We start from the raw sequence: 24681 nt of genomic DNA, 5'->3' as shown, positions 1-24681 counted from the left end.
CTCTTTACGATTTCGACGAAACGGCGGCGACGGGGCCGGCATGTGCGGGAACGGTGTCGCGTGCACCGGACAATTCGGCGGCGAGATGGCGTTCGGCGAGCAGCTTCAGCGCGAGCGTGACGAGCGCGAGCAGCGCCAGCACCGACGCCACCGCGAACGCGGCCGCGAAGTTGTATTCGTTGTACAGGATCTCGACGTGCAGCGGCATCGTGTCGGTCACGCCGCGGATATGGCCCGATACGACCGACACCGCGCCGAACTCGCCCATCGCACGCGCGTTGCACAGGATCACGCCGTACAGCAGCCCCCACTTCACGTTCGGCAGCGTCACGCGCCGGAAGATCTGCCAGCCCGACGCGCCGAGCACGCGCGCGGCCTCCTCCTCGTCGGTGCCTTGCGCCTGCATCAGCGGAATCAGCTCGCGTGCGACGAACGGAAACGTGACGAAAATCGTCGCGAGCACGATGCCCGGCACCGCGAAGATGATCTGCACGTCGTGATCCTGCAGCCATGGCCCCAGCCAGCCCTGCGCGCCGAACAGCAGCACGTACACGAGGCCCGAGATCACCGGCGACACGGAGAACGGCAGGTCGATCAGCGTCGTCAGCAGCGCCTTGCCGCGGAATTCGAACTTCGCGATCGCCCATGACGCGCACACGCCGAACACGAGGTTCAGCGGCACGGCGATCGCGGCGACGGTCAGCGTCAGCTTGATCGCCGCCCACGCGTCGGGATCGGCCAGCGATTCGAGATAGAAGCCGACGCCCTTTCTCAGCGCCTCGACGAACACCGCGGCGAGCGGCACGACGAGGAAGAACGCGAGGAACGCCAGCGCGATGCCCGTGAGCAGCCAGCGCACGACGCGCGATTCGCTGACGGGGTCGAGCCGTTTCGCGGCGCGCCCGTGCGCGGCCGACGACGGGGTTTTCAGCACGACGGTGGCCTCCCGGGTCATTGCTGGCCTCCTGCTGCGGTTGCGATGACGGTCGCGGGCGCGGGGCCGCTTGCGCCCTTGCTCGTGCGGCGCTGCAGATACCATTGCAGCGTGTTGATCAGCAGCAGCATCAGGAACGACACGACCAGCATCACGACCGCGAGTGCGGTCGCGCCCGCGTAGTCGTACTGCTCGAGCTTCGTGATGATGAGCAGCGACGTGATCTCGGATTTCATCGGCACGTTGCCGGCGATGAAGATCACCGATCCGTATTCGCCGAGCGCGCGCGCGAACGACAGCGCGAAACCGGTGAGGAGCGCCGGCAGCACGGCCGGCAGCACGACGCGGCGGAACGTCAGCCAGCGCGACGCGCCGAGGCACGCGGCGGCTTCTTCCAGCTCGCGTTCGAAATCCTCGAGTACCGGCTGCACGGTGCGCACGACGAACGGCAGCCCGATGAAGGTCAGCGCGACCAGCACGCCGGCCGGCGTGAACGCGATCTTGATGCCGAGCGGCGCGAGATACTGGCCGACCCAGCCGTTGGTCGCGTAGACGGCCGCGAGCGAGATGCCGGCGACCGACGTCGGCAGCGCGAACGGCAGGTCGACGATCGCATCGACGAGCCGCTTGAACGGAAACGTGTAGCGCACGAGCACCCACGCGACGAGGAAGCCGAATACGGCGTTGATCAGTGCGCCGCCGAGCGCGGCCGAGAACGTCAGCCGGTACGACGCGAGCACGCGCGGCGACGTGACGGCGGTAACGAACTGGTCCCACGACAGCGTCGCGGTCTTCAGGAACGTGGCGGCGAGCGGAATCAGCACCACGAGGCTCAAATAGGCCACCGTGATGCCGAGCGTCACGCCGAAACCGGGCAGCGCGCTCGGCTTGCGAAAGGTGTACGTCGTCATCGGATGCTCTTGCTGGGTCGATGCTGCTCATGGGTCCGACGCAAACGCCGGCGCGGTGAATCTCGCGCCGGCGGGCCGCCGGGGATGCGGCGCGCTGTCGTGGCGCGCCGCTGTCGTTATGGCGTTACTGCGGCTTGTAGATCGAATCGAACACGCCGCCGTCCGCGAAATGCGTCTTCTGCGCATTCGTCCAGCCGCCGAACGTGTCGTCGACCGTGTACAGCTTCAGCTTCGGGAACTGCTTCGTCAGTTCCGCCGGCACGTTCTTCGAACGCGGCCGGTAGTAGTTGCGCGCCGCGATCTCCTGGCCCTGCGGGCTGTACAGGAAGTTCAGGTAAGCGTCGGCCAGCTTGCGCGTGCCCTTCTTGTCGACCACCTTGTCGACCACCGCGACGGGCGGCTCGGCCAGGATGCTCACCGACGGCACGACGATCTCGAACTTGTCGGTGCCGAATTCCTTGACCGACAGGAATGCCTCGTTTTCCCATGCGATCAGCACGTCGCCGATCCCGCGCTGCACGAAGCTCGTCGTCGCGCCACGCGCGCCCGAATCGAGCACGCCCGCGTTCTTGTAGAGCTTCGTGACGAACGCCTTCGCCGCCTGCTCGTTGCCGCCCGGCTTGTGCACCGCATACGCCCACGCGGCCAGGTAGTTCCAGCGCGCGCCGCCTGACGTCTTCGGGTTCGGCGTGACGATCGAGATGCCCGGCCTGGTCAGGTCGTCCCAGTCCTTGATCCCCTTCGGATTGCCCTTGCGCACGAGAAACACGATCGTCGACGTGTACGGCGACGCGTTGTCGGGCAGGCGCTTCTGCCAGTCCTTGTTGACGAGCCCCTTGTTCGCGAGCGCGTCGATGTCGTACGCGAGCGCCAGCGTGACGACGTCGGCCTGCAGGCCGTCGAGCACCGAGCGCGCCTGCGCGCCCGAACCGCCGTGCGACTGCTTGAAGTTGACGGTCTCGCCCGTCTTCGCCTTCCATTCCTTGCCGAACGCCTGGTTGAAGTCCTGATACAGCTCGCGCGTCGGGTCGTACGACACGTTCAGGAAGGTCGTATCGGCCTGGGCATGCGTCGCGACGCCCAGCGCCGCCGCCGCGCCCAGCGCGAGTGTTGCGATCAGGCGGCCCACTCCGCCCACCAGCCCCGTATTGCGCTTCGCCATCCTTGGTTCTCCAGTTTTGTCGGTCTTGCGATGTCGGGCCAGTCTAGCGAACGGGTTACATGATTAAAAATAATCGTTCTTCATTTTTTAATACTCAAAAGTGCTAACGCATACGGGATGGACGGTTGCGGCAGATGAACCGGCGTCCGGACGTCGCGAAATCGCGCCGGAACCGGCGTGATCGCGTCGAACCTCACGTAACACTTGAAATTTGCGAAGTACTGTATAAAAATACAGTTCACTGTCTATCCATACAGTTCAGCCATGACCAAACTCACCGCCCGCCAGCAGCAAGTATTCGACTTGATCCGTCGCGCGATCGAGCGCTCCGGATTCCCGCCCACCCGCGCCGAGATCGCGGCCGAACTGGGTTTCAGCTCGCCGAATGCAGCCGAGGAGCACCTGCGCGCATTGGCGCGCAAGGGCGTGATCGAGCTGGCCGCCGGCGCGTCGCGCGGCATCCGCCTGCTCGGCCTCGACGATTCCCCGCACCAGTTCACGCTGCCGCACGCCGGCCTGATGCAGTTGTCGCTGCCGCTCGTCGGTCGCGTCGCGGCCGGTAGCCCGATCCTCGCGCAGGAACACATCTCGAAGCATTACGCGTGCGATCCCGCGCTGTTCTCCAGCAAGCCCGACTACCTGCTGAAGGTGCGCGGCCTGTCGATGCGCGACGCCGGCATTCTCGACGGCGACCTCCTCGCCGTGCAGAAGCGCACGGAAGCGAAGGACGGCCAGATCATCGTCGCGCGTCTCGGCGACGACGTCACGGTCAAGCGCCTGATGCGCCGGCCGGGCGGTCTCGAGCTGATCGCGGAGAACCCGGATTACGAAAACATCTTCGTCAAGGCCGGCAGCGCGGAATTCGCGCTGGAAGGCATCGCCGTCGGGCTGATCCGCTCGGGCGAACTCTGACATTCCGTCTCGCATTCCGTCTCGCTGAGGAGAACATCATGGAACGCCTTGCCCGTCTGCTGCCTTTCCGTCAATTCGGTCGCCTGCGTCATCTGCGCGGCCGCACGCCCTGCGCACCGCTGTCCGCGGCGGCGCCTGTGGAAGAAGAAGTCGCAGTCGAACGGCAGGCGTCCCTGCTGCCGTCGGCGCTCCCCGCTTTCGCGCGGGTCTCGCTGAACGCCGGCCTGAATCACGCGGAACCTGCGCGCCGCGCGCCGGTGCGCGTCTATCACGGCCGTTCGCGCCTGATCATGGTCGGCACGATCGATGCCGTGTGCCGGATGATCGATCACTGCATCGCAGAGGAACGATCGGCCACGCAAGGCGGTCTCTGATTGCGGAACATTCCCGCACCGGAGGCAACGTGACTGGATCTTCGGGCCGCGCATGGCGGCTCAAGCCCCTGCTGATCATCGTGCTGGCCGTCGCCGTCATTGCGGCGATGGGCTATGCATACGCGTCGCCGTACGTCGCGCTCGGCCGCCTGAAATCGGCGATCGATGCGCGCGATGCGCAGGCCATCAGTGAATATGTCGATTTTCCGTCGCTGCGCATCAGCCTGAAGCAGCAGGTCACGGAAGAGTTGATGCGCCGGATCGACGCGGTGAAGAAAAACAATCCGTTCGCGGTGATTGGTGCGCTGATCGGGTCCGCGCTGATCGGCCCGCTGGTCGATGCGTACGCGACCCCGGAGGGCGTGGCCGCGCTAATGAGCGGATTGCCGCCACGCGGCAATCCGGGCGAGCGTCCACCCGAATGGTCGAATCTGCCGCAAGGCAATGCACCGGGAAACACGCCGGCCGCACCGCCGGCCAATCCGGCTCCGGCGAGCGCAGCCGCTCCGGGCAGCAATGCGGCCGCCGCGGCTGCGTCATCACCGGCTCCGGCCGCTGCCGCACCGGCAAGCCCGGGCGCGGCAACGCATCCGCCCCAGCAGCAAACCAGTGCCGGCTACCGGAATGTCGACGAATTCGTCGTGACCTACCAGCGCAGTGCCGACGGCACGCGCTATGCGGCAATATTCCACCGCTTCGGCTTGTTCTCGTGGAAGTTGTCCGCGATCAACCTGCATGCGTAGCGGATCGCGCCCGCGCCGCTGATGCGGCGCGGCGCCTGACCGGCGCGAATCGTCGGGCGATTCGTTATTGCGTCATTTACCGTTCGCCGTGGCCGCTTCACGCTCGCGCGCGATTTCGGCCTTCTGCTCTTCCGCCGACGAACACGCAACCAGAATGCTGCAATTCACGCGATCGAGCAGTTGCGTATTGCCCGACCCCATCCACCATCTCGACAGCCCGCTGCGGCACCGGTGGCCGACGACAACGAGGTCGACCTTCAGCTCCCTCGCAAGATTCGCGATTTCGTCGATCGGATAGCCGAACGCGAAATGGCCTTCGGCCTGCACGCCGCGCTCGCGCAGCCAGTTCACCCCTTCCTGCAGGATTTCACGCGCGGTTTCCTCGAATCGGCCGCACGCGACGTCGGTCAGCAAACCCGCGCTTTGTGCAATGCTCGAGCGCATGTCGACGACCGACAGCAAGTGCGTTTCCGCCTTCAGGTCCATTGCGAGATTGGCGCCGCAACGCAATGCCTTGCGCCCTTCGAGCGAGCCGTCGTAACACAGCAAAATCTTGTTGTAGCTAGCCATGAAACCTCCCTATCGCGACAACGAGCCTACGCATTCATCATGGTGCGCCGCAATTCAGGACGCAAGGGATGGAAAACGCTGATTCGCCCCGCTCGGCGCGTGCGCGATGATGCGGTGCACGATCGGCGCGCGCATGCATCGCACCGTGCAGGCATGCCCTGAAGAGACGCAGCCGATGCACTAGAATGGCCCGTTCGTACTCCAGCGAGCCACAAGGCGCCGGCGGCGTGCGCTTCGGTTATGCCCGTGTGACACGCATTCGCCCGATCCGTTCGCAAACCGGCCATGCATCCGGCCGCGGAACGCTTCCGCGCCCGCTTACAACGACAACATGCCCATGTCCGTCGCACCGATCGATTTACGGAACGTCGAAAAGCGCTATGGCGACAAGCTCGTCGTCAACGGCCTGTCCTTCAACGTGCAGGCCGGCGAATGCTACGGACTGCTCGGGCCGAACGGCGCCGGCAAGACCACGACGCTGAAGATGCTGCTCGGCCTCGCGCATCCCGATGCGGGCACCATTTCGCTGTGTGGCGAACCGGTTCCATCGCGTGCGCGGCACGCGCGCCAGCGCGTCGGTGTCGTCCCGCAGTTCGACAATCTCGACCCCGACTTCACCGTGCGCGAGAACCTGCTCGTGTTCAGCCGCTATTTCGGGATGTCGGCGCAGGCTGCCCGCGCGCTCGTGCAACCGCTGCTCGAATTCGCGAAGCTCGAGAACAAGGCAGATGCGAAGGTCGGCGAGCTGTCGGGCGGCATGAAGCGCCGCCTCACGCTCGCCCGCGCGCTTGTCAACGATCCCGACGTGCTGGTGCTCGACGAGCCGACGACGGGCCTCGATCCGCAGGCGCGGCACCTGATGTGGGAGCGGCTGCGCTCGCTGCTCGCGCGCGGCAAGACGATCCTGATCACCACGCATTTCATGGAAGAAGCCGAACGCCTGTGCGACCGCCTGTGCGTGATCGAGGAAGGCCGCAAGATCGCCGAAGGCGCGCCGCACGCGCTGATCGAATCGGAGATCGGCTGCGACGTGATCGAGATCTACGGGCCCGATCCGGCCACACTGCGCGACGAGCTGTCGGCGTTCGCGAAGCACACCGAGATCAGCGGCGAGACGCTGTTCTGCTACGTGAGCGACCCCGAACCGCTCAGCGCGCGACTCAAGGGTCGCCCGGGGTTGCGCTATCTGCATCGCCCGGCCAATCTGGAAGATGTGTTCCTGCGGCTCACGGGCCGCGAAATGCAGGACTGATCGATCATGGACGTCCGCAACTATTCCGCCGCCGCACCGTCCGCACCGCCGCGCGAGTCACGCTTCGCGATCGCGATGCCCGCGAACGCAACCAACTGGGTCGCCGTATGGCGGCGCAACTATCTCGTCTGGCGCAAGCTCGCGCTCGCGTCGATGTTCGGCAATCTTGCCGATCCGATGATCTATCTGTTCGGGCTCGGTTTCGGGCTCGGCCTGATGCTCGGCCATGTCGACGGCGTGTCGTATATCGCGTTCCTCGCGGCCGGCACGGTCGGGTCGAGCGTGATGATGTCCGCGAGCTTCGAGTCGATGTATTCGGGCTTCTCGCGGATGCACGTGCAGCGCACTTGGGAAGCAATCATGCATACGCCGCTCGCGCTCGGCGACATCGTGCTCGGCGAGATCGTCTGGGGTGCCAGCAAGGCGATGCTGTCGGGGGCCGCGATCATGCTCGTCGCGGGCGCGCTCGGCTATGCGCGGTTTCCGTCGATGCTCGCGGCGCTGCCCGTGATCGCGCTCGCGGGCCTCGCGTTTGCAAGCATCGCGATGATCGTCACGGCGCTCGCGCCGTCCTACGATTTCTTCATGTTCTATCAGACGCTCGTGCTGACGCCGATGCTGCTGCTGTCGGGCGTGTTCTTCCCGATCACGCAGCTGCCGGCGATCGCGCAGCACGCGGCGCACGCGCTGCCGCTCGCGAATGCGGTCGAGCTGATCCGGCCCGCGATGCTCGGCCGGCCAGCGACCGACGTCGCCCTGCATATCGCAGTGCTCGTCGGCTACGCGGTCGGCGGATTCCTGCTGTCCGCGTGGCTGTTCCGGCGGCGGATGATGCGCTGACGGCCGGCGCACCCGGCGCCGGCTTCATGCCACGACGTCACTCGTCGTCGTCGCTCCACGGGATCTCGACGTCCGTCAGGAACGCGACGGTCGCGAGCGGGCCGCCTTCCTGGCGGCCGAGCTTGCCGTCCGCGCGATGCCATTCGACGCGGAACTGCGTGCCCGGATCGTCGGCGACCAGATAGACCGCACGCAGCTCTTCCGAATCGGCTTCGTCCACCGGGCCGTCGAACGACACCAGCATCTTCTGCGGCCACAGGCCGTTGACGGGATCGTAAATGCGGTCGCCCTGCGGAATGTCGATGCTGGCGTCGACGCCGATCGTTGCGGAGGCCTCGATGATCATCGTGCCGAGTGCGTTCAGCACGGCAGTCGCCCGCGCGGAATTGGCCTGGCGGATCGCGAGATCGCCGCGCGTCAGCGCCTTTTCGAGTCGAGGATGGATCTTCGGTTGGGTCATGCGTTTTCCTGTTTGCTTCTTGTAAAGGGCGCCGCACACGTGAAGCGGCGGCGCCGGATGAATACGACGATCGCGCCCGATTGGCGCGCCGCTCGCGCGCGTCAGAACCCGAACGCGACCGCGAGCAAGCCGCTCACGATCCCGAACACGACGACGAGGGTCGCGACGATCGCCAGCATGTAAGGTTTGAACGAACGCGCGAGCATCGCGAGCGACGGCACGCTGATCGGCGGCAGCGTCATCAGCAGCGCGGCGGCCGGGCCGACGCCCATGCCGAGCGACAACATCGCCTGGATGATCGGCACCTCGCCGGCCGTCGGGATCACGAACAGCATGCCCGCAACCGCGAACGCGACGATCCAGCCGAGATGATTGCCGATGTCCGGGCCGATATGCGGGAACAGCCATGCGCGCGCGGCGCCGAGCAGCAGCACGAGCACGATGTATTCGGGCACGAGCCGCACGGCCATGCGCGCGAGCAGCTTCACCCAGCGGACGAACGGATTGCCGGCCGCGGCCTGCTCGGCCGCCAGCGCGGCGAGCTGCGCATCGTCGATGCTGCGGTCTTCAGGACGCGCAATGCGGTTCAGCAGATAGCCGATCCCGAACACCATCGCGATGCCGAGCACGAGGCGCAGCGCGCTCCAGTGCCAGCCGAGCACGAAGCCCATGAAGACCAGCGCCGCCGGGTTCAGCACCGTGTTGCCGAGCCAGAACGCGACCGCGCCGCCCGGCGATGCATGGCGCTCACGCAGGCCCGCGACGACCGGCGCCGCGCAGCACGTGCACATCATCCCGGGCAGCGACAGCAGGCCGCCCGCGGCGACGCTGCCGAACCCCGTACGGCCGAGCACACGCGCGACCCAGTGCGCGGGCAGCAGCGCCTGCACGGCCGAACCGAGCAGCAGGCCGAGCACCATCGCCTGCCAGATCGCCTTGCCGTACGCCCACGCGTAGTCGAGCGCGGCCTTCAGCGACGGCTCGGGTGCGGCCGCCGACGTGCCCATCAGGATCGACTGGCCGATCGAATGATGCTCGGCGGCAACGAACGCCTTGTTGTAGTACGGGAACCATTTCACATAGAACAGTCCCGCGACCGCGATCAGCAGGAAGGTCATCCAGCCGAGGGCCGGATTGGGTTGGGTGCGTGTGGTCGTCATCGTGTGGTATTCGATTGGTCTTTATCGGTGTCGGATCCCGCGCCTGCCGCCAGCGCGGCCGACGCGGCCAAGCCGGCCTGCGCGAGCCGGGCCAGCAGCGTGCGCGCCTGATCGCGCACGTCGGCCGCGTTGGGCCGGAAAACGAACGTCAGCGCCCGGTTCGGCTTGTTGTACGACGCACGGTAGGTGCGCGCATAGGCGGGATCGTAATGCTTGTCGATCAGCGTGGTGAACAGTTCGGCCCGCGCGTTCGCATCGATCAGCGCGTTCCAGTGCGCCACCTCTTCGCGGCTGTGCAGGCCGATCAGCCGATGGAGCTGCGCCTTGAACGCGGCCGGTTCGTCGAACAGGTGGGCGTAATCGTCGAGGAGGAATGCGATGCGCTCGTCGTGCGCTGCGTCGACCTGCACCCACGGCCCCGCATGAAACGCGTCGAGCAGCGCGATCGGCAACTGCACGAGCCCGATCCTGCGGCTTTCCGATTCGACGAATACCGGCCATTCGGGGTCGAAACGCCCAAGCGTTTCGACGAGCCCCGAATCGAACCCCTTCTGCGACGGTTGCGGCGTGCCCGGCAACGCGCCGAGCAACGAGCCGCGATGGCACGCGAGCGCCTCGAGATCGAGCGTCTGCGCGCCCGCGTCGCGCAACGCGTTCAGCAGGCGCGTCTTGCCGCAGCCGGTATGGCCGACAAGCGCGATGTAGCGAAAGCGTGTCGGCAACGTGTCGAGCGTCGCGCACACCGAGCGGCGGTACGCCTTGTACCCGCCGTCGAGCTGGCGTGCCTGCCAGCCGATCAGGTTGAACCAGGCCGTCATCGAGCCCGAGCGCTTGCCGCCGCGCCAACAGTAGATCAGCGGCCGCCAGTTGCGCGGACGGTCGGCGAACGTCGTGTCGAGATGGCGTGCGATGTTGCGCGCGACGATCGCCGCGCCGACGCGCGTCGCCTCGTAGGGCGACACCTGGCGGTACATCGTGCCGACGAGCACGCGCTCTTCGTTGCTGAGCACGGGCGCGTTCAGCGCGCCGGGAATATGGTCCTCGGCGAACTCGAGCGGCGTGCGCACGTCGATGATCTCGTCGAACTCGCCGACGCGATCGAGGGTGACAATCAGGTTCTTCAATTTGCGTCGAACAGGGGCGATGCGGCTCGGTGAGCCGTATGGGCGTGGAAGGCGGATTGACGATTATCTCACGGGCCGGCGTCTCGGGCCGCGCGCGGCGGCCGGCGGCAACGATGCGACCTGCATCGCGTCGATCAGATGGTCGCGAAACGCCCGTACCGACGCGGGCAGATCTCGCCCCGCCATCGTCTGCACCTGGATGCTGCGCTCGCGAAGCTGCGGGTTCGTCACGGGCACGACGACAAAGCCGTCCGCGTCGCAGCGGTCGCGCACCGACAGCAGTCCCGTGAACATCACCGCGCCCGTGCGCCGCGCGTAGCCGTACATCGCCGCCGTGTTGTTGCTCGTCAGTTCGGGCTCGAGCAGCAGCCCGTCGAGCGCGCACGCGATGTCGATCAGCTGGCGCACCGTCGTGCCCGCCTCGGGCAGCACGTGCGGGTGACGCGCGACATCGGCGAGCGACACCGCGTCGCGCGTCGCGAGCGGATGGTCGTGCCGCACCAGCGCGAAGATCGGCGCGCGCTCGGTGTGCTCGACGCGCACGCCCTTCTCCGGCGCAAGGCTGAAAGTCAATGCGATGTCCGCATCGCCGTCGCGCACGCGCCGCGTCGCGTCCGCCGGCGACACGACCCACACGGAGAAATCCACGCCCGGGTGGCGCGCCTTGAAGCGCGCGAGCGCGCCGGGCAGGAAATCGATCGCGAACCCTTCCGAGCACGCGATCTTCAGCAGGCTGCCGTGCAGTGCGTCGAGCCCGCCGATGTCCTTCATCACGTGCTCGGCCTCCAGCAGGCTGCGCTGCGCGAACGCCAGCAGCCGTTCGCCGGCCTCCGACAGCGCCATCCCGCGCGGCCGGCGCTCGAACAGCGGCGCGCCGAGCTCGCTTTCGAGCTTCGCGATCTGGCGGCTGATCGCCGACACGGCCACGTGCAGCCGCGTGGACGCATCGCTGATCGAGCCGGTGCGCGCCACTTCGACGAAATACCGCAACGCCAGGCCATGCAGGAAAGCCGCCATCGTTCTGTCTCCGCGCCGCTCCCGGCCACGCTGCTTTGCCTTTTCGGCAAAGAAAGGTTCGAAATTCGATCATTGTGACAAAAAAAACGGCTTTCTAGAATCGATCGCACTTCACGCTGCACGTGCGGTCCGCGCGCGTAGCGAACCCGACAGAGGAGACACGACTTGAGCCGTACCGCCGCCATCCAGCACGCGCTGAACCAGTTCGAATCCGGTGCGTTCTTCACGACCCTGAGCCGCCGCGTCGGCCTGCGCACCGAAAGCCAGGAAAGCGACAGCGGTGCCGCGCTGCGCGCGTACCTGACCGACGAGATCGCGCCCGAGGCCGCAGCCCTCGGCTTCACGTCGCGGATCGTCGACAACCCCGTCGACGGCGGCGGCCCGTTCCTGCTTGCGTCGCGCCACGAAGACGACGCGCTGCCGACCGTGCTGATCTACGGCCACGGCGACGTCGTGCGCGGCTACGACGCGCAGTGGCGCGCGCCGCTGTCGCCATGGACGCTGACGGCCGACGGCGATCGCTGGTACGGCCGCGGCAGCGCCGACAACAAGGGCCAGCACACGATCAACCTGGCTGCGCTGGCGAGCGTGCTCGATGCGCGCGGCGGCCGGCTCGGCTTCAATGCGAAGCTGCTGATCGAGATGGGCGAGGAAACGGGGTCGCCGGGTCTCGACGCGCTGTGCCGCCAGGAGCGCGATGCGCTCGCGGCCGACGTGCTGATCGCGTCCGACGGCCCGCGCATCGCCGCCGCGCGCCCGACCGTGTTCCTCGGCTCGCGCGGCTCGGTCAACTTCAGGCTGAGCCTGCGCGCCCGCGACGGCGCGCATCACTCAGGTAACTGGGGCGGGCTGTTGCGCAATCCGGCGATCGTGCTCGCGCATGCGCTCGCGAGCCTCGTCGACGCGCGCGGCGCGATTCGCGTCGCGGGGCTGCGCCCGCCGCCGATCCCGGCTGCCGTGCGCGACGCACTCGCCGACCTGTCCGTCGGCGGCGGCCCCGGCGATCCGGCGCTCGACGCCGACTGGGGCGAGCCCGGCCTCTCCGCGGCCGAGCGCGTGTTCGGCTGGAACACGTTCGAGATCCTCGCGTTCAAGGCCGGCAATCCCGAGCACCCCGTCAATGCGATCCCGCCCGTCGCGTATGCACACTGCCAGTTGCGCTTCGTCGTCGGCACCGACTGGGAAGCGCTGCATGCGCACCTGCGCGCGCACCTCGACGCGCACGGCTTCGGCGACATCGAGATCGACGTCGAACGCGGCGCACCGGCGACGCGCGTGCCGCCGGACGATCCGTGGGTCCGCTGGGCCGTCGCGTCGCTTGCTCGAACCACCGGCAAGAAGCCCGCGATCCTGCCGAATCTCGGCGGCACGCTGCCGAACGAAGTGTTCGCCGACACGCTCGGGCTGCCGACGCTCTGGGTGCCGCACTCGTACCCGGCATGCTCGCAGCACGCACCCGACGAGCACCTGCTCGCGAGCGTCGTCAGCGAGGGGCTGCAGATGATGGCCGGCCTCTTCTGGGATCTCGGCGACGACGCGCCACCCGTTCGCCGCGCGGCGCCCGCCGCGGCCGACGCCGCCCTGTAACGCTTCGCCCCTTTCACGGGACCTGCACACACACGATGAATACGACCACCCTGACCTCGCAGGAAGCCGCCCGCCCCAGCGCCGCGAAGATCCGGCGCATCATCTTCGCGGCGTCGATCGGCAACGCGCTCGAATGGTTCGACCTGATCGTCTACGGCTTCTTCGCGGTGACGATCGCCAAGCTGTTCTTCCCCGCGTCGAGCGAAGCGACGTCGCTGATGCTGACACTCGGCACGTTCGGGCTGTCCTACCTGATCCGGCCGATCGGCGGTTTCGTGCTCGGCGCGTACGCGGACCGCTCGGGCCGCAAGGCGTCGCTGCTGCTGTCGATCGCGATGATGATGGTCGGCACGCTGCTGATCGCGCTGATGCCGACCTACGCATCGATCGGCATGCTCGCGCCGCTCGGGATCATGCTGTCGCGGCTGATGCAGGGCTTTTCCGCGGGCGGCGAATTCGCGAGTTCGACCGCGTTCCTCGTCGAGCACGCACCGCAGCGGCGCGGCTTCATGTCGAGCTGGCAGTTCGCGAGCCAGGGCCTCGCGACGCTGCTCGCGTCGGGCTTCGGCGCACTGCTGACGACCACGCTGACACCCGCGCAACTCGAAAGCTGGGGCTGGCGCGTGCCGTTCCTGTTCGGTCTCGCGATCGGCCCGATCGGCCTGTACATCCGACGCTACGTCGACGAAGGCGTCGAGTTCAAGACGCAGGCACGCTCCGAAGCGCCCGTGCGCGAGCTGTTCGCGGACCAGAAGTTGCGGCTGCTGCTGTCGATCGGCGCGCTGGTGATCTCGACCGCGATCAACTACATGGTGCTGTACATGCCGACCTATGCGATCAAGCAGCTCGGGCTGCCCGCGTCGACGGGCTTCGCGGCGACGCTCGCGACCGGCTTCGTGCTGACGCTCGCCACGCCGGTCGTCGGCCATCTGTCCGATCGCACCGGGCGGATCCGCATGATGGCGGTCGCGGCCGTCCTGATGCTCGTCACCGTGTTGCCGACGTTCGCGTGGCTCACGCGCCACGCGTCGTTCGCGACGATGCTCGCCGCACTGGTCTGGATCGGTGCGCTGAAGGCAATGTACTGCGGCGCGCTGCCGGCACTGATGGCCGAGCTGTTCCCGTCGCAGACGCGCGCAACGGGGCTCGCGGTCAGCTACAACACGGGCGTCACGCTGTTCGGCGGCTTCGCGCCGTTCGTCATCACCTGGCTGATCAGCACGACCGGCAACCGGCTGTCGCCGGCACTCTATCTGATGGGCTGCGCGCTGCTGAGCCTCGCCGCGCTGTTCGTTGCTCGCACACGGCTCAAGATGCGGTAACGAAACCAACGACGGCGCAGCCATGCGCCGCCGACGCGGCCCGTCGCGGCATCGCTGCCGCGCAGGCCGCACGCCGTTTACGGCGCCGGGTTCGGCTGCAGTTCGTGCAGCGCGTCGATCTCGGCGAGGATCTCGTCGGACAGCTTCACGTCGATGCTGCCGATGTTCTCCTTCAATTGCTCGAGCGACGTCGCACCGACCAGGTTACTGCGCACGAATGGCCGGCTGTTGACGAACGCCAGCGCGAGCTGCGCGGGCGACAGCCCGTGACGCTGCGCGAGCGAGACGTAACGCGACGTCGCCTCGACGGCCTGCGGCTTGCTGTAGCGCTGGAAGCGCTCGAACAGCGTAATGCGCGCGCCGGCCGGACGCGCGCCGTTCTCGTACTTGCCGGACAGCCAGCCGAACGCGAGCGGCGAATACGCGAGCAGGCCGACACCGTCGCGATGCGTGAATTCCGACAGCCCGTTCTCGAACGTGCGGTTCAGCAGGCTGTACGGATTCTGGATGCTCGCGATGCGCGGCAGCCCGGACTGCTCGGCCGCGCACAGGAACTGCGCGACGCCCCATGGCGTTTCGTTCGACACGCCGATCGCGCGCACCTTGCCGGCTTTCACGAATTCCGCGAGCACGCCGAGCGTTTCCTCGATCGGCACCGTATACGCGTCGTCGACCCACGGATAGGCGGGACGGCCAAACGTCGTCGTGCTGCGATCGGGCCAGTGCAACTGGTAGAGATCGACATAGTCGGTCTGCAGGCGCTTGAGACTGCCGTCGAGTGCCTCGGTCAGGTTCTTGCGGTCGAACTGGTTGCCCGCGCCGCGAATATGGCGCGGATTGTGCGGCTGCCGCGCCGGCCCCGCGATCTTCGTTGCGAGCACGATGCGGTCGCGCTGCGCGCGATGCTGCGCGAGCCAGGTGCCGATGTACTGCTCGGTGCGCCCCTGCGTGTCGGGCTTCGGCGGCACCGGATACATCTCCGCGGCATCGATCAACGTCACGCCCTGCCCGATCGCGTAGTCGATCTGCTCGTGCGCGTCGCGCTCCGAATTCTGCTCGCCCCACGTCATCGTGCCGAGACCGACCAGGCTGACCTCGATGCCCGAATCGCCGAGTGTGCGGTATTCCATGCTGTTCCTGTCGCGTCGGTGGAAAGCAGGAACGCTATCACATTGAAGCATCCGCTTCAGACGCGCGCTGCGTACGCTTACGGGCGGCCTTCGGCGCCGCCATGACTGTTCAAGCGCCGGCGCGGACGACAGCCTTGCCGCCTTCCGTTACTGCGGCCGCTGAATGAAGCAGGTCGCCGACGCATGCGCGACGATCTTGTCGTCCGGCGTCTTCAGCGTGCCCTCCGCCACGCCCAGCGAACGCGACAGGTGAATCACGCGCCCTTCCGCGATCAGATCGACGTCGCGCGGCACGGGCCGCAGCATCTTCACATGCAGATCGACCGTGCCATAGCCGATGCCCGCGTCGAGCATCGAATGCACCGCGCAACCCGTGACCGAATCGAGCACCGTCGCGGCGAACCCGCCGTGCACGCCGCCGAGCGGATTCAGGTGCCGGCCATCCGCACGCGCCGAAAACTTCACATAGCCGAGCTCGACGTCCAGCGGACGCATCGGGATCGTCTCGGAAATCGATGCGAGCGGCACATCGCCCGCCGCTGCGGCGCGCAGCAGATCGAGGCCAGACAGGGAAAGCGGATTCATCGGGTTGTCTCCGGGTTGAAAGCGCGTCGCCGCGCGAGTAAGTTCTAAATTGGAACTTATTATTGACAACGATGCCGGCCGTTGTCAATGCAGCCGCGCCCGCCGCAACCGAAGGCGGGTTCTATAATCGAACCCGCTATTTCGCTGAACCGCCCAAGAGACACGACGATGAAATGGGATGACATCGGCACGCTGAACTGTTCGGTTGCACGCACGCTCGCCGTACTCGGCGATCGCTGGACCATGCTGATCCTCCGCAACGCGTTCCTCGGCTGCCGCCGCTTCGACGCGTTCCAGGCCCAGCTCGGCCTCACGCGTCATGTCCTGGCCGAGCGGCTTGCGCGGCTCGTCGACGAAGGTGTGCTGGTCAAGCGCGCGTATCAGGAGCGCCCGCCGCGCTTCGAATACCGGCTGACGGAAAAGGGCCTCGACCTCTACCCGGCCCTCCTCGCGCTGATGGCGTGGGGCGACCGCTGGAAGGATGACGGCCAGGGGCCGCCGCTGCAATTGCGCCACCGTACCTGCGGCCAGTTGATGCACGCGGTGACCGTGTGCTCGGCCTGCGGCGAACCGCTCGACGCACGCGACGTGCAGCCGGAGCCCGGGCCCGGATGGATCGCGCTCGATGAAGCCGGAGCGCCTGCGGTCAAGGAATGACGCGCGGCGCGTGCATGGCCGGCTGACGCACACGCGCCGTTTTTTGCACGCTCCTCTCTATCACGGGCCCACCGAGCACGCCCGACTGCGCTCGTGCATTGCTGGCACACCGATATTCCGCATCAGCATGCGCAATCGCATACCGTCGTCAGCAAGATCCACCGATCGACCTGCTCGCACACTCAGATGCCGCGCAACGCAACTTTGCGTCATCGCCTCCGCCACCGCCGATCATCGCGCAGGCAATCCCTTCGCATCCGCACGTGACCGGGCCGCCACGTCTGCGTTACACTCACGGCCCGCTGTCTCGAAATTATTCGCTGTCCAAGATGTTGTCGCGCAATCGCCTCGCCGCCGCCTGTCTCGCCGCTTCCCTGCTCGCCACACCGTTCGCCGCCTTCGGCAAGACGCAAAGTGAATCGCTGCTCCAGCAGGCGATCGACTTCGTGTCGCGATGGCTGCCGGCGCCCACCCACGAAGCACCCGCGACACAGGTTGTCGAATCGGCGTTCTCGCCCGACGGCGGCGCCGAGGCGCTCGTGCTGAAAGCGATCGGCGCCGCGCGCAGCTCGATCCGCGTCGCCGCCTATTCGTTCACGTCGCCGCCCGTCACGCGCGCACTGCTCGCCGCAAAGCGGCGCGGCGTCAATGTTGCCGTGGTCGTCGACGACAAAGGCAACCGCGCAAAGAGCAGCAAGCAGGCGCTGAACCTGCTCGTCAACGCCGGCATCCCGACACGCACGATCGATGCCTATGCGATCCATCACGACAAGTACCTCGTGATCGATGCCGAGCACGTCGAAACGGGTTCGTTCAACTACAGCGCGTCGGCGGCCAGCCGCAATTCCGAGAACGTCGTCGTGGTGTGGAACAATCCGCAACTCGCGTCGCGCTACCTCACGCACTGGCAAAGCCGCTTCGACCAGGGCGCGCCGTACCGCTCCAGCTACTGACGCACGTCGCACGTCGCACGCTTTCACCCGGCTCTCGACACCTCGCATTCGATCCGCCGCGTTGCAGATGATCGGCGAGCGTGGCGCGAGGTTCAATTCGGCCGAATGGCCAGCACGCCGTCTCTCGCATCGAACGACACGCGCGACGGTCCGCCGCGCTCAATGGATTTCAGGCATCCGTCCAGTCGCGGCACCGACCTGCGTGGTCGGCGCACAGCGGTTCGCGTGCCCGTCCACGCCGCTTGCCGAAGACGTCGACAAGCCCTGGGCGCCGCCCGGCAGCGCGCTGCGCACGCAATCCGTGCTGAATGCCAGCGTGTTCTGAACCATCGGGTAAAGAAGATACAGCGCAAACGCGAGATAACCCGCGTACAGAATTCGAACCATGGTGCGATGGGATGCGATGAACGATTGGACTCGTCCTGTTTACGGCACCGCGCCGAGCACCTTGAGGCATCGCGCATCCGATTCCACATCGGAACGAAACGCAGGCCCATGGTGCACGCTTGTCACCGCATCTGTATCGATCCAGACAGCGCCGAAAGTGCCCGTCGCCAGCCTTGTGACTTGGCGACGCTCGCTCAGGGCATTCGCCGATACGCTGACCGGCGCGCTGCGCGACAGCGACCTGCTCGCATCGGCCGATCACCGGATGTACGAGAACAAGCAGCGCGACAAGGCGGCCGGCGCGTAACCGCGGGCGAACCAGGCACATGCGCTTGCCGCCGCCCTGCCGTTCAACTACGGTTGCGCGGCTGCGTCAGCTCCCGCACGGCGGCGCGCTGCTCATCGCCTCCGCGATCTGCTCGGGCGTCAGGTCGCGCTGATGCGTCGCGAGCGACCAGCGATGCCCGAACGGATCCTCGACCTGTCCGTAGCGATCGCCCCAGAACATGTCGGCGGCCGGTATCGTGACCGTCGCGCCGGCCGCGACAGCCTTCGCGATCGCCGCATCGGTGTCCGGCACGTACAGGTGCAGACAGACCGCCGTGCCTTTCAGCGCCTTCGGCCCGAGCGCGCCGTGCTCGGGCATTTCATCCACCAGCATCAGTGTCGAATCGCCAATCACGAGGCACGCATGCGCGAGCCTGCCATCAGGCATCGCCAGACGAAACTGTTCGCTCGCATTGAATGCGCGCTTGTAGAAGTCGATGGCTGCAACTGCACCGGCGCAGATCAGGTGCGGCGTCAGCGTGCGCATCCCTTCCGGGATCGGTTTGACGGACGTGGACATGGGTGTCGCTCCTTCAGTCGGTTGTCGTATCGGAGAACGGGACGGACGCGCGATGCGCACGCCTCCGATGCTACGACGGACGAACCCGACGGAAATCGACACGGCGCCCGACAATTTTTTGTTTTCTTTAGTGGCGGGTCGCGCAGGTCACCCGCATCGGGCGTCGTCAGCCCGTTCGGTTGGCCCGGTCGTCAGGCACGCCGAACTGCCGGCGGCAGGCCTCCAGCAATCCGGCCACCGCGTCGAGCGGAAGATCGGCGAACCGGGAAATCGGCAGCATCACGCCACCCGGCACCTTGGTGCGCGACGAATGCGCCGAGAACTGGTAGCCGATGTAACGATTTCCGGCGACGCTGATGATCCGGAATTCGATGACGTCGCGCCATTGCGTGACGGCCTTTTCACGCGCGGAGCCGATCAGTCTGAAGCCCGTCTCGTCGATATGCAGCGCCATCCTGCGCCGCGACGCGACGAAGAAGGCTGCGCCCGCCAGCGCCAGCAACACGGCCAGCGCCGCCACGGGCCAGAGTGTCGGGGCGGCCGCATAACCGCCCATGCTCGCCGCGGCCAGCACCGTGCAGACGGCCGCCCTTCTTTTCAGGCTCCGGCTGTCGACCGCCAGCGTCACCGGCAACGGGCCGGTTACCGTTCCCGCGACGGGATCGACGTGCCAGTTGGAATCGTTCGTTTCGCGTTCGTCGTTCAATGACTCGCGTCGACGGCAATCGGCCCACCGAGGTCGGGCGCCATATCAAGGCTCCGTGAATGGACCGAAAGACAGGGATTGGCGACGAGCGGCTTGTCGACGGGAAATGGTCGAAGTCGAGGAAGGCGCACGTCGACACGCAGCAACACGCTTTCGTTCGCGTGGAACGGGTGCCGTTCCGTCAGCGTCGGTCAATTGCACACCTTGACCGTACCGTTGGTCGTGCATTGACCAACGGCCCAGTGACTCTGCTCTGCCAGATGAGGCGCCAGGCCGATGCCGCGGATCGGCGCAGCCGGCGACGATGCCGGAACGGCTGCCGACGCGGTCTCGGGCGACGGCTGCAGAGGCGACGGCTCGGACGCGGTCTGGCAGGCCGAGAGCGCCAGACAAAGTGCGGATGCCAACGGGGCGATGAGAGGTCTGGACATGGTCTCGAGCGCGTTTGCGATATTCGCTTTTGGTACCGGCTCGCCGCAAAGCGCGTGGCGCGTCAAACCGTTCGGCGCGACCAGCAATGCTGGCACGGCTGTTCCGATACTACTCCTCGCGCTCGACGTTGTGCGAGCGGCCTTTCGGCCAGGTGCCGCAGTCCATGCGGCGACCCGCTGCCGCCCGCACGTGCCGCTCCGGTCAGATTTGCGGAAGATCCCGCAACGTGCGCGACTCGCTCGTTGCATCGATGTCGAGCTCGATGCCTTCCGACGCATCGCGATACAGCACGCGTTTCAGCCTGGGCCCGATCGCGGTTGCATCCGATTCCGAGAAGATCGCGCGGACATCGTTGCCGGACGCGAGCGCACGCGCCACTTCCGCCACCGGTGCCTCGCTCGGCGTCGCCGCCCACGACCGATCGGCCGGATTCACGGCCGCCCAGCGCACGTGTGTCACGCGCGCGCTGAGCGGATCGATTCGGACACCATTCACTGCGAATATCGACATCGGAATCTCCTTCGAATTTTTTTGCGGCCCGCCGCGCAAATGCGCCGGGGCACGGGCAGCCCCGGATTTCGCATACGTTCCCGCAGGGTCCGCCATCATGCGCGCTTCTCCAGCGAACGCGATTTTCGATGATACATTGGGACGCTTTACAACCGTCAACAGACAATCGTGCACGGGAGAAACACATGACCGACGCCTGGGGAACCTTCCCTGCCAGAATGGGCGACCATCAGGCTTTCATCAGCGTCAACCAGAGCTTTGCGGAAATCGCGGAAGGCGATCCGCGCACGTCGCTGCTCAGCGTGCGCGTCCCCTTTGCGCATCCGACGCCCGAGGGCCTGCCGACCGGCGACGAATTCGCCGACCTCGCGAAGATCGAGGATCTGCTGGACGCCACGATCACCGCGAAAGGCGGCGTGCAAGTCGGCCGCATCACCGTCGACGGAAATCGGGATTTCCTTTTCTACGTGCCGTTCGACGCAGAGGCAGCGGCGGAGATCGTCGACTCGCTGACCGAACAGACAACCTACGCGCTTCAGTACGCCCACCAGGACGATCCGGACAGGGAAGCGTACTGGCAGACCCTTTACCCGACCGACGACGACTGGCAGATCATGCGCGACATGCGTGTGCTGGATGCGCTGCGACAGAAAGGCGACGCCAGCGACGTGAGCCGGCGCGTGATGCACTGGGCGTACTTCCCCGACCCGAGCGACGCACACCAGTTCGCGGACTGGGCCGAAGCGAAAGGCTATCCGGTCGAATCGGTCGCACCGACCGAAGACGGCAAGTCGGCCGTACGGTTTTCGCACGAAGGAACCATGGCACTGGCCGACATCACGCGCCATACGATCGCGATCAATCGCGAGGTGCGCTCGCTCGGAGGTGAATACGACGGATGGGAAACCAGCGTCGAACAGGCTGGCTGAGCGGGTCGACATACCCGCTGCGCACGACGTGATGCAACGCATGCGGCGCAAAAAACATCCCGGCAGCGCTGTTGCGCGCCGCCGGGACCAAGGCATCGCCGGCCGAAACCGGCAATGGGCCTGAGGGTTCGCTCAGGCACGAGGAAAGCGATTCGTGCGGATCAGGCGAACGGATACCGGGGTGCGATTGCGCAGCCTGCCGAACGCCTGTCCGGTTCCGCCGACGCAGCGTTCCGGCGTCGGGCGGGCAAAAAGCCCCGCTCCTGCGCGAGCGAGCGGGGAAACAGTTGACCGGGCCGGGGAAGAACGGTCAACCGGCCAGATTGTGATCGCAGGTCACGCAACCGTCTGTGTGGCAACTCACCCTCTGGTGACAAGGTCGCGGCAACCGGCAGGCTCGCGTGCCGCGCGGGTAGCGTCACGGTCCGAGCGCGAGACCTGCGGCCGGCGCAAGCATCACCACGATGACGGGCAACAGCACCACCGCCCCGACCATCATCACGCCGTCGGCCGCGTTGTTCTTTTCATGTTTGGAATTCGATTTTGTTTTAATTCAAGCGGACGTTTTCAGACCCGGGCTGAGTTTCCGGTAAGTCGCAGGTATTGTAAAAGCAGGATTATTCTATTTTTTCGAGTGACGTGATTCCGGCTTCATTTCCCTGTGCCGAATTTCGCGAAACCGCGTTTCGCCATTAAAGCGGGCCACTGGAAAACCAGTCGGCGACCATATCGATCCAGTCGAGATCGCTGACGATTTCAATGACGGTTTCGCCGACGATTTCGGCAGTCGATGTGTCTGTCGCCACCACCCCGGAAACAACCGCGCTCGACTTCGCAATTTCGATAGACGCGCCGGACCTCGGGTCGGCAAGCCGCTCCAGCCAGTCGACGATATTTGCACACGCATCTTCTTCATCGGCAAAATCATTCCGCGCGAGAAAGCGGTCGAACACGATCCACGCGAGCGTCTTGCTTCGCGCATCGGATTCGAGCTGCCAGTCGACAACGCCTGTTCGGCCGGATTCCCTGATTTCGAGCGTCGCTGTGAAACAGTAATCGAGATACTCGATCTCAAGTTTCGACGTCATGGTTTTCTCCGGTCAATCTGCCCGCGCTGTTCTTGTGATGATCCGCGCCTGCCGCGCTGCACGACGCTGCGTGAATCTTGCGTAAATTCCGCGCAGCGTGTCATTTCCGCTGGCAGTATCGCGATATTCTCGCGACCCGTCGATATCGACTACCGACGCATGACCGCTTCCGCTTTGCCAACCGTTCTTTCTGCGCTTTCGCTCCCGGCTCAGGTTCCGCTGCGAGTCGCTCCGTTTTCCTATTCCGGGTATCGACCTGCCCCGCTGTCGCAATCGCGCTGCTAAACTCCGGCCACAACGACCGCTTGCGCCACCAGAGGAAATAATGGCACTCGCCCGCGCACAACAGAACGGCGTAGATATCTGGATTATCCCGCTTCCCGGGCACGCCCCCTATGCCTATACGCACCTCAAGCGGGTATTCTCGTCCGACGACTCGCGCCATCGGGTCGTGACGATCGACCTGAAGAAACTGCTGGCATGTGCCGACCGCGACACGACGGACTATGTGCTGCCGTCGGTACAGTACTGGGCCCCTGGAAAAGCCGCGGGTATTCGCGAGTTCCTCGATCCGGACCAGGACAGGATTCCGGACATGCCGTTCATCACGTTTCGCGAGACGAGAACGCGAATGCTGCTCGGCATCCCCGGTCTGTCGAAAGTCGGCGTCGCGTCGTTCCGCAACGGCCAGCATCGCGCACGCTATCTTGCCTTTGCAGGCGCGACGGCCTTGCCTGTCGAGGTGCATGAGACGGAGGCCGATTTGCTCGTGCGGTATTGCGGCGAGTAATGGCGGAGTACGTTCGGATGCCGGCAAGCCTCTAGGCCGGTATCTCGTAGATCCGATCGGTGACCTCTGTCTGGCCGATGCGGTTCGTTTCGATAGCTGCCAATTGCCAGCCGTTGTGCTCATAGAAACCGATCGCGCGCACATTGCCGTCCAGCACCTGCAGATGGACCTTGTCCACGCCGAGCGTTCGGGCCCACGCGCGAACGGCTTCGATCATGCGCTTGCCTGTACCGCTGCCGTGATGCGATGGATGGACGTGCAGGCAGTCGAGCAGCACGCCGCGCGCCGGATCGACCGGGCGTTCGGCACTGACGAAGCCGACGGGTTCGCTATCCGACTCGGCGATCAGCACGAGGCCCCACTCCTTTTCATTGCGATCGAGATATTTCCGCCACCGGACCGCGTGTTCCGTCGGCACCTCGTCGGATAGATAGGCCGCCGGAAGGATTTGGCTGTATGCGGTTTGCCAGCTCAGGGTGTGCAGGCGAGCGATGAGGTTCGCGTCGTGCGTTGTCGCGGCACGAAGCGTGGCCTGGGTTTCCGGCATGGGTTTGCGACTCCTTCTGTTTGTTCTCTCGATCGGAATGTCTCGTCGCAAAATATACCGTTCTTTGCGATATGCGAAGCGCGCCACGGGGCCGATGTCGTAGCGCGACGTAGCGGGTGGCGCCATCGCATCAACGCACCTCTGTCCAACTCCGCGACGAAATTGCGTTCCGCAGTGGCGCGTCGCCAGAGCAGCGGGACGCAGACAAAAAAAATCCCGACACCGTCATCGGTCGCCGGGATCGAACGGCCCTGCAAAGCATAAGGGCACGAGGAAGTCGATACATTACATCAATGTAAGACTGTGACGCTTTGTCGGCTCGCGCCAAATCCCTGCCCTATTCCGCCAATCGGCTGCGACGAACCGCCGTAAACGAAAAAAGCCTGCTCACGCGGAACGCGAGCAGGCAGGAAAGCGGATCAGCATTCGAGGCACGAGGACTGTCCTGGGAAGATAACGGCACGGTGTGCGCGAACCTTAGTCGAAAAGGCTGCGGCGCTATCGGTTGATACCGCGCACGATGGCGCGCCCAATCTCGACGCCTGACTTCGCCTCGTCCGAGGTGTCATACGAAGTGTCGAAGTCGTATCGACTGGGGGATTCGACTCCGTCTTTGCAAACGGTGCATTGGATATACGACATATACCCCTCGTCGAAGATGCTTTGACGAAAACCGGCTACACGATGGTTATACGGACGCCAGAAAGCAAAAAGCCCAGTTCGACGAACTGGGCTTTTTGCTTGAATTCTTT

General features: G+C 65.8%; 29 protein-coding genes. 12 read left to right on the top strand and 17 right to left on the bottom strand.

The window, feature by feature from the left end:
• Nucleotides 1–4: 4 nt before the first annotated feature.
• The 3 genes from cysW to CUJ89_RS08930 form a co-directional block, all read right to left on the bottom strand.
• Nucleotides 5–955 (bottom strand): sulfate ABC transporter permease subunit CysW, encoded by a 951-nt coding sequence (gene cysW, locus CUJ89_RS08940; RefSeq protein WP_114177012.1) that lies wholly within the window; start codon nucleotides 953–955, stop codon nucleotides 5–7.
• The gene (gene cysT, locus CUJ89_RS08935; RefSeq protein ID WP_114177011.1) at nucleotides 952–1845 is read right to left on the bottom strand and encodes a sulfate ABC transporter permease subunit CysT; all 894 of its coding nucleotides are present in this window, start codon (nucleotides 1843–1845) and stop codon (nucleotides 952–954) included. The genes cysW and cysT overlap by 4 nt, the downstream gene beginning before the upstream one ends.
• A 124-nt stretch (nucleotides 1846–1969) precedes the next feature.
• Nucleotides 1970–3007, bottom strand: a complete 1038-nt coding sequence (locus tag CUJ89_RS08930) for a sulfate ABC transporter substrate-binding protein (RefSeq protein WP_114177010.1) — start codon at nucleotides 3005–3007, stop codon at nucleotides 1970–1972.
• Nucleotides 3008–3271: 264 nt separating this feature from the next.
• Here CUJ89_RS08930 and lexA point away from each other — a divergent pair, with 264 nt between their 5' ends.
• From lexA to CUJ89_RS08910, 3 genes are read left to right on the top strand one after another with little or no spacing between them, the layout of a single operon-like run.
• Complete coding sequence (gene lexA / locus CUJ89_RS08920) at nucleotides 3272–3919, top strand: transcriptional repressor LexA (protein ID WP_114177009.1); 648 nt, start codon at nucleotides 3272–3274, stop codon at nucleotides 3917–3919.
• A 38-nt stretch (nucleotides 3920–3957) separates the two neighbouring features.
• On the top strand, nucleotides 3958–4293 hold the full coding sequence (locus CUJ89_RS08915; RefSeq protein WP_114177008.1) for a hypothetical protein: 336 nt from the start codon (nucleotides 3958–3960) through the stop codon (nucleotides 4291–4293).
• A gap of 29 nt (nucleotides 4294–4322) precedes the next feature.
• The gene (locus CUJ89_RS08910) at nucleotides 4323–5036 is read left to right on the top strand and encodes a DUF2939 domain-containing protein (protein WP_114177007.1); all 714 of its coding nucleotides are present in this window, start codon (nucleotides 4323–4325) and stop codon (nucleotides 5034–5036) included.
• Between the two features lie 72 nt (nucleotides 5037–5108).
• Here CUJ89_RS08910 and CUJ89_RS08905 read toward each other — a convergent pair whose 3' ends face one another.
• Nucleotides 5109–5606 (bottom strand): universal stress protein, encoded by a 498-nt coding sequence (locus CUJ89_RS08905; RefSeq protein WP_114177006.1) that lies wholly within the window; start codon nucleotides 5604–5606, stop codon nucleotides 5109–5111.
• A gap of 337 nt (nucleotides 5607–5943) precedes the next feature.
• On the opposite strand from CUJ89_RS08905, the gene nodI reads away from it, so the two are divergent.
• Nucleotides 5944–6858 (top strand): nodulation factor ABC transporter ATP-binding protein NodI, encoded by a 915-nt coding sequence (gene nodI / locus CUJ89_RS08900; RefSeq protein WP_114177005.1) that lies wholly within the window; start codon nucleotides 5944–5946, stop codon nucleotides 6856–6858.
• A gap of 6 nt (nucleotides 6859–6864) precedes the next feature.
• Complete coding sequence (locus CUJ89_RS08895; RefSeq protein WP_114177004.1) at nucleotides 6865–7698, top strand: ABC transporter permease; 834 nt, start codon at nucleotides 6865–6867, stop codon at nucleotides 7696–7698.
• A gap of 37 nt (nucleotides 7699–7735) precedes the next feature.
• On the opposite strand, the gene CUJ89_RS08890 is transcribed toward CUJ89_RS08895, so the two are convergent.
• From CUJ89_RS08890 to CUJ89_RS08875, 4 genes are all read right to left on the bottom strand, one after another.
• Entirely contained in the window at nucleotides 7736–8158 is a 423-nt protein-coding gene (locus CUJ89_RS08890; RefSeq protein ID WP_201752222.1) for a hypothetical protein, read from the bottom strand.
• 101 nt (nucleotides 8159–8259) lie between these two features.
• The gene (locus CUJ89_RS08885; RefSeq protein WP_114177003.1) at nucleotides 8260–9318 is read right to left on the bottom strand and encodes a permease; all 1059 of its coding nucleotides are present in this window, start codon (nucleotides 9316–9318) and stop codon (nucleotides 8260–8262) included.
• Nucleotides 9315–10442: a tRNA 2-selenouridine(34) synthase MnmH gene (mnmH, locus tag CUJ89_RS08880; protein ID WP_114177002.1), complete on the bottom strand. Its 1128-nt coding sequence runs from the start codon at nucleotides 10440–10442 to the stop codon at nucleotides 9315–9317. Before mnmH ends, CUJ89_RS08885 begins: the two co-directional genes overlap by 4 nt.
• 63 nt (nucleotides 10443–10505) lie before the next feature.
• Nucleotides 10506–11459: a LysR family transcriptional regulator gene (locus CUJ89_RS08875; RefSeq protein WP_114177001.1), complete on the bottom strand. Its 954-nt coding sequence runs from the start codon at nucleotides 11457–11459 to the stop codon at nucleotides 10506–10508.
• Between the two features lie 165 nt (nucleotides 11460–11624).
• Here CUJ89_RS08875 and CUJ89_RS08870 point away from each other — a divergent pair, with 165 nt between their 5' ends.
• Together CUJ89_RS08870 and CUJ89_RS08865 are read left to right on the top strand one after the other, a co-directional pair.
• Entirely contained in the window at nucleotides 11625–13046 is a 1422-nt protein-coding gene (locus CUJ89_RS08870) for a M20 family metallopeptidase (protein WP_114177000.1), read from the top strand.
• A gap of 35 nt (nucleotides 13047–13081) precedes the next feature.
• Nucleotides 13082–14368, top strand: a complete 1287-nt coding sequence (locus CUJ89_RS08865) for an MFS transporter (protein WP_114176999.1) — start codon at nucleotides 13082–13084, stop codon at nucleotides 14366–14368.
• A 77-nt stretch (nucleotides 14369–14445) separates the two neighbouring features.
• Here the strand turns inward: CUJ89_RS08865 and CUJ89_RS08860 are convergent, their stop codons facing one another.
• Nucleotides 14446–15498, bottom strand: coding sequence for an NADP(H)-dependent aldo-keto reductase (locus tag CUJ89_RS08860; RefSeq protein WP_114176998.1), 1053 nt, complete (start codon nucleotides 15496–15498; stop codon nucleotides 14446–14448).
• 147 nt (nucleotides 15499–15645) lie between these two features.
• Complete coding sequence (locus CUJ89_RS08855) at nucleotides 15646–16083, bottom strand: PaaI family thioesterase (RefSeq protein WP_114176997.1); 438 nt, start codon at nucleotides 16081–16083, stop codon at nucleotides 15646–15648.
• A gap of 168 nt (nucleotides 16084–16251) precedes the next feature.
• Between CUJ89_RS08855 and CUJ89_RS08850 the strand changes: the two genes are divergently transcribed.
• Nucleotides 16252–16740, top strand: coding sequence for a winged helix-turn-helix transcriptional regulator (locus CUJ89_RS08850; RefSeq protein WP_114176996.1), 489 nt, complete (start codon nucleotides 16252–16254; stop codon nucleotides 16738–16740).
• Between the two features lie 329 nt (nucleotides 16741–17069).
• Nucleotides 17070–17693 carry a phospholipase D family protein gene (locus tag CUJ89_RS08845; protein ID WP_114176995.1) on the top strand — a complete coding sequence of 208 codons (624 nt, stop codon included), beginning with the start codon at nucleotides 17070–17072 and terminating at the stop codon, nucleotides 17691–17693.
• A 159-nt stretch (nucleotides 17694–17852) separates the two neighbouring features.
• On the opposite strand, the gene CUJ89_RS08840 is transcribed toward CUJ89_RS08845, so the two are convergent.
• On the bottom strand, nucleotides 17853–18080 hold the full coding sequence (locus CUJ89_RS08840) for a hypothetical protein (protein WP_114176994.1): 228 nt from the start codon (nucleotides 18078–18080) through the stop codon (nucleotides 17853–17855).
• Nucleotides 18081–18255: 175 nt separating this feature from the next.
• Between CUJ89_RS08840 and CUJ89_RS38840 the strand changes: the two genes are divergently transcribed.
• A complete protein-coding gene (locus CUJ89_RS38840) occupies nucleotides 18256–18387 on the top strand; it encodes a hypothetical protein (RefSeq protein ID WP_265341754.1) in 132 nt (43 codons plus the stop codon).
• Between the two features lie 66 nt (nucleotides 18388–18453).
• On the opposite strand, the gene CUJ89_RS08835 is transcribed toward CUJ89_RS38840, so the two are convergent.
• The 4 genes from CUJ89_RS08835 to CUJ89_RS08820 all read right to left on the bottom strand — a co-directional run bounded on the left by CUJ89_RS08835 (nucleotide 18454) and on the right by CUJ89_RS08820 (nucleotide 20575).
• Nucleotides 18454–18927, bottom strand: a complete 474-nt coding sequence (locus CUJ89_RS08835) for a VOC family protein (protein WP_114176993.1) — start codon at nucleotides 18925–18927, stop codon at nucleotides 18454–18456.
• A gap of 166 nt (nucleotides 18928–19093) precedes the next feature.
• Nucleotides 19094–19633 (bottom strand): aspartyl-tRNA synthetase, encoded by a 540-nt coding sequence (locus CUJ89_RS08830; protein ID WP_114176992.1) that lies wholly within the window; start codon nucleotides 19631–19633, stop codon nucleotides 19094–19096.
• A gap of 191 nt (nucleotides 19634–19824) precedes the next feature.
• On the bottom strand, nucleotides 19825–20064 hold the full coding sequence (locus CUJ89_RS08825) for a hypothetical protein (RefSeq protein ID WP_114178549.1): 240 nt from the start codon (nucleotides 20062–20064) through the stop codon (nucleotides 19825–19827).
• Between the two features lie 202 nt (nucleotides 20065–20266).
• Nucleotides 20267–20575, bottom strand: coding sequence for a phosphatidylserine/phosphatidylglycerophosphate/cardiolipin synthase (locus CUJ89_RS08820; RefSeq protein WP_114178548.1), 309 nt, complete (start codon nucleotides 20573–20575; stop codon nucleotides 20267–20269).
• A gap of 185 nt (nucleotides 20576–20760) precedes the next feature.
• Between CUJ89_RS08820 and CUJ89_RS08815 the strand changes: the two genes are divergently transcribed.
• Nucleotides 20761–21504: a DUF695 domain-containing protein gene (locus CUJ89_RS08815; RefSeq protein ID WP_114176991.1), complete on the top strand. Its 744-nt coding sequence runs from the start codon at nucleotides 20761–20763 to the stop codon at nucleotides 21502–21504.
• Between the two features lie 692 nt (nucleotides 21505–22196).
• On the opposite strand, the gene CUJ89_RS08810 is transcribed toward CUJ89_RS08815, so the two are convergent.
• Nucleotides 22197–22592 (bottom strand): hypothetical protein, encoded by a 396-nt coding sequence (locus CUJ89_RS08810; protein WP_114176990.1) that lies wholly within the window; start codon nucleotides 22590–22592, stop codon nucleotides 22197–22199.
• A 325-nt stretch (nucleotides 22593–22917) separates the two neighbouring features.
• On the opposite strand from CUJ89_RS08810, the gene CUJ89_RS08805 reads away from it, so the two are divergent.
• The gene (locus CUJ89_RS08805) at nucleotides 22918–23382 is read left to right on the top strand and encodes a plasmid fertility inhibition factor family protein (RefSeq protein ID WP_114176989.1); all 465 of its coding nucleotides are present in this window, start codon (nucleotides 22918–22920) and stop codon (nucleotides 23380–23382) included.
• A 31-nt stretch (nucleotides 23383–23413) separates the two neighbouring features.
• On the opposite strand, the gene CUJ89_RS08800 is transcribed toward CUJ89_RS08805, so the two are convergent.
• Entirely contained in the window at nucleotides 23414–23929 is a 516-nt protein-coding gene (locus CUJ89_RS08800) for a GNAT family N-acetyltransferase (protein WP_114176988.1), read from the bottom strand.
• Nucleotides 23930–24681 lie beyond the last annotated feature (752 nt).

It is taken from the genome of Burkholderia pyrrocinia (assembly GCF_003330765.1).
GTDB classification, from domain to species: Bacteria; Pseudomonadota; Gammaproteobacteria; order Burkholderiales; family Burkholderiaceae; genus Burkholderia; species Burkholderia pyrrocinia_B.
This window is presented reverse-complemented; position numbering and strand designations above follow the sequence as displayed.

Coding starts and splice junctions, on each gene's coding strand:
- cysW (WP_114177012.1), bottom strand. CDS start 955: ATGACCCGGGAGGCCACCGTCGTGCTGAAAACCCCGTCGTCGGCCGCG.
- cysT (WP_114177011.1), bottom strand. CDS start 1,845: ATGACGACGTACACCTTTCGCAAGCCGAGCGCGCTGCCCGGTTTCGGC.
- CUJ89_RS08930 (WP_114177010.1), bottom strand. CDS start 3,007: ATGGCGAAGCGCAATACGGGGCTGGTGGGCGGAGTGGGCCGCCTGATC.
- lexA (WP_114177009.1), top strand. CDS start 3,272: ATGACCAAACTCACCGCCCGCCAGCAGCAAGTATTCGACTTGATCCGT.
- CUJ89_RS08915 (WP_114177008.1), top strand. CDS start 3,958: ATGGAACGCCTTGCCCGTCTGCTGCCTTTCCGTCAATTCGGTCGCCTG.
- CUJ89_RS08905 (WP_114177006.1), bottom strand. CDS start 5,606: ATGGCTAGCTACAACAAGATTTTGCTGTGTTACGACGGCTCGCTCGAA.
- nodI (WP_114177005.1), top strand. CDS start 5,944: ATGTCCGTCGCACCGATCGATTTACGGAACGTCGAAAAGCGCTATGGC.
- CUJ89_RS08895 (WP_114177004.1), top strand. CDS start 6,865: ATGGACGTCCGCAACTATTCCGCCGCCGCACCGTCCGCACCGCCGCGC.
- CUJ89_RS08890 (WP_201752222.1), bottom strand. CDS start 8,158: ATGACCCAACCGAAGATCCATCCTCGACTCGAAAAGGCGCTGACGCGC.
- CUJ89_RS08885 (WP_114177003.1), bottom strand. CDS start 9,318: ATGACGACCACACGCACCCAACCCAATCCGGCCCTCGGCTGGATGACC.
- CUJ89_RS08875 (WP_114177001.1), bottom strand. CDS start 11,459: ATGGCGGCTTTCCTGCATGGCCTGGCGTTGCGGTATTTCGTCGAAGTG.
- CUJ89_RS08865 (WP_114176999.1), top strand. CDS start 13,082: ATGAATACGACCACCCTGACCTCGCAGGAAGCCGCCCGCCCCAGCGCC.
- CUJ89_RS08860 (WP_114176998.1), bottom strand. CDS start 15,498: ATGGAATACCGCACACTCGGCGATTCGGGCATCGAGGTCAGCCTGGTC.
- CUJ89_RS08855 (WP_114176997.1), bottom strand. CDS start 16,083: ATGAATCCGCTTTCCCTGTCTGGCCTCGATCTGCTGCGCGCCGCAGCG.
- CUJ89_RS08850 (WP_114176996.1), top strand. CDS start 16,252: ATGAAATGGGATGACATCGGCACGCTGAACTGTTCGGTTGCACGCACG.
- CUJ89_RS08845 (WP_114176995.1), top strand. CDS start 17,070: ATGTTGTCGCGCAATCGCCTCGCCGCCGCCTGTCTCGCCGCTTCCCTG.
- CUJ89_RS08840 (WP_114176994.1), bottom strand. CDS start 18,080: ATGGTTCGAATTCTGTACGCGGGTTATCTCGCGTTTGCGCTGTATCTT.
- CUJ89_RS08835 (WP_114176993.1), bottom strand. CDS start 18,927: ATGTCCACGTCCGTCAAACCGATCCCGGAAGGGATGCGCACGCTGACG.
- CUJ89_RS08825 (WP_114178549.1), bottom strand. CDS start 20,064: ATGTCCAGACCTCTCATCGCCCCGTTGGCATCCGCACTTTGTCTGGCG.
- CUJ89_RS08820 (WP_114178548.1), bottom strand. CDS start 20,575: ATGTCGATATTCGCAGTGAATGGTGTCCGAATCGATCCGCTCAGCGCG.
- CUJ89_RS08815 (WP_114176991.1), top strand. CDS start 20,761: ATGACCGACGCCTGGGGAACCTTCCCTGCCAGAATGGGCGACCATCAG.
- CUJ89_RS08810 (WP_114176990.1), bottom strand. CDS start 22,592: ATGACGTCGAAACTTGAGATCGAGTATCTCGATTACTGTTTCACAGCG.
- CUJ89_RS08805 (WP_114176989.1), top strand. CDS start 22,918: ATGGCACTCGCCCGCGCACAACAGAACGGCGTAGATATCTGGATTATC.
- CUJ89_RS08800 (WP_114176988.1), bottom strand. CDS start 23,929: ATGCCGGAAACCCAGGCCACGCTTCGTGCCGCGACAACGCACGACGCG.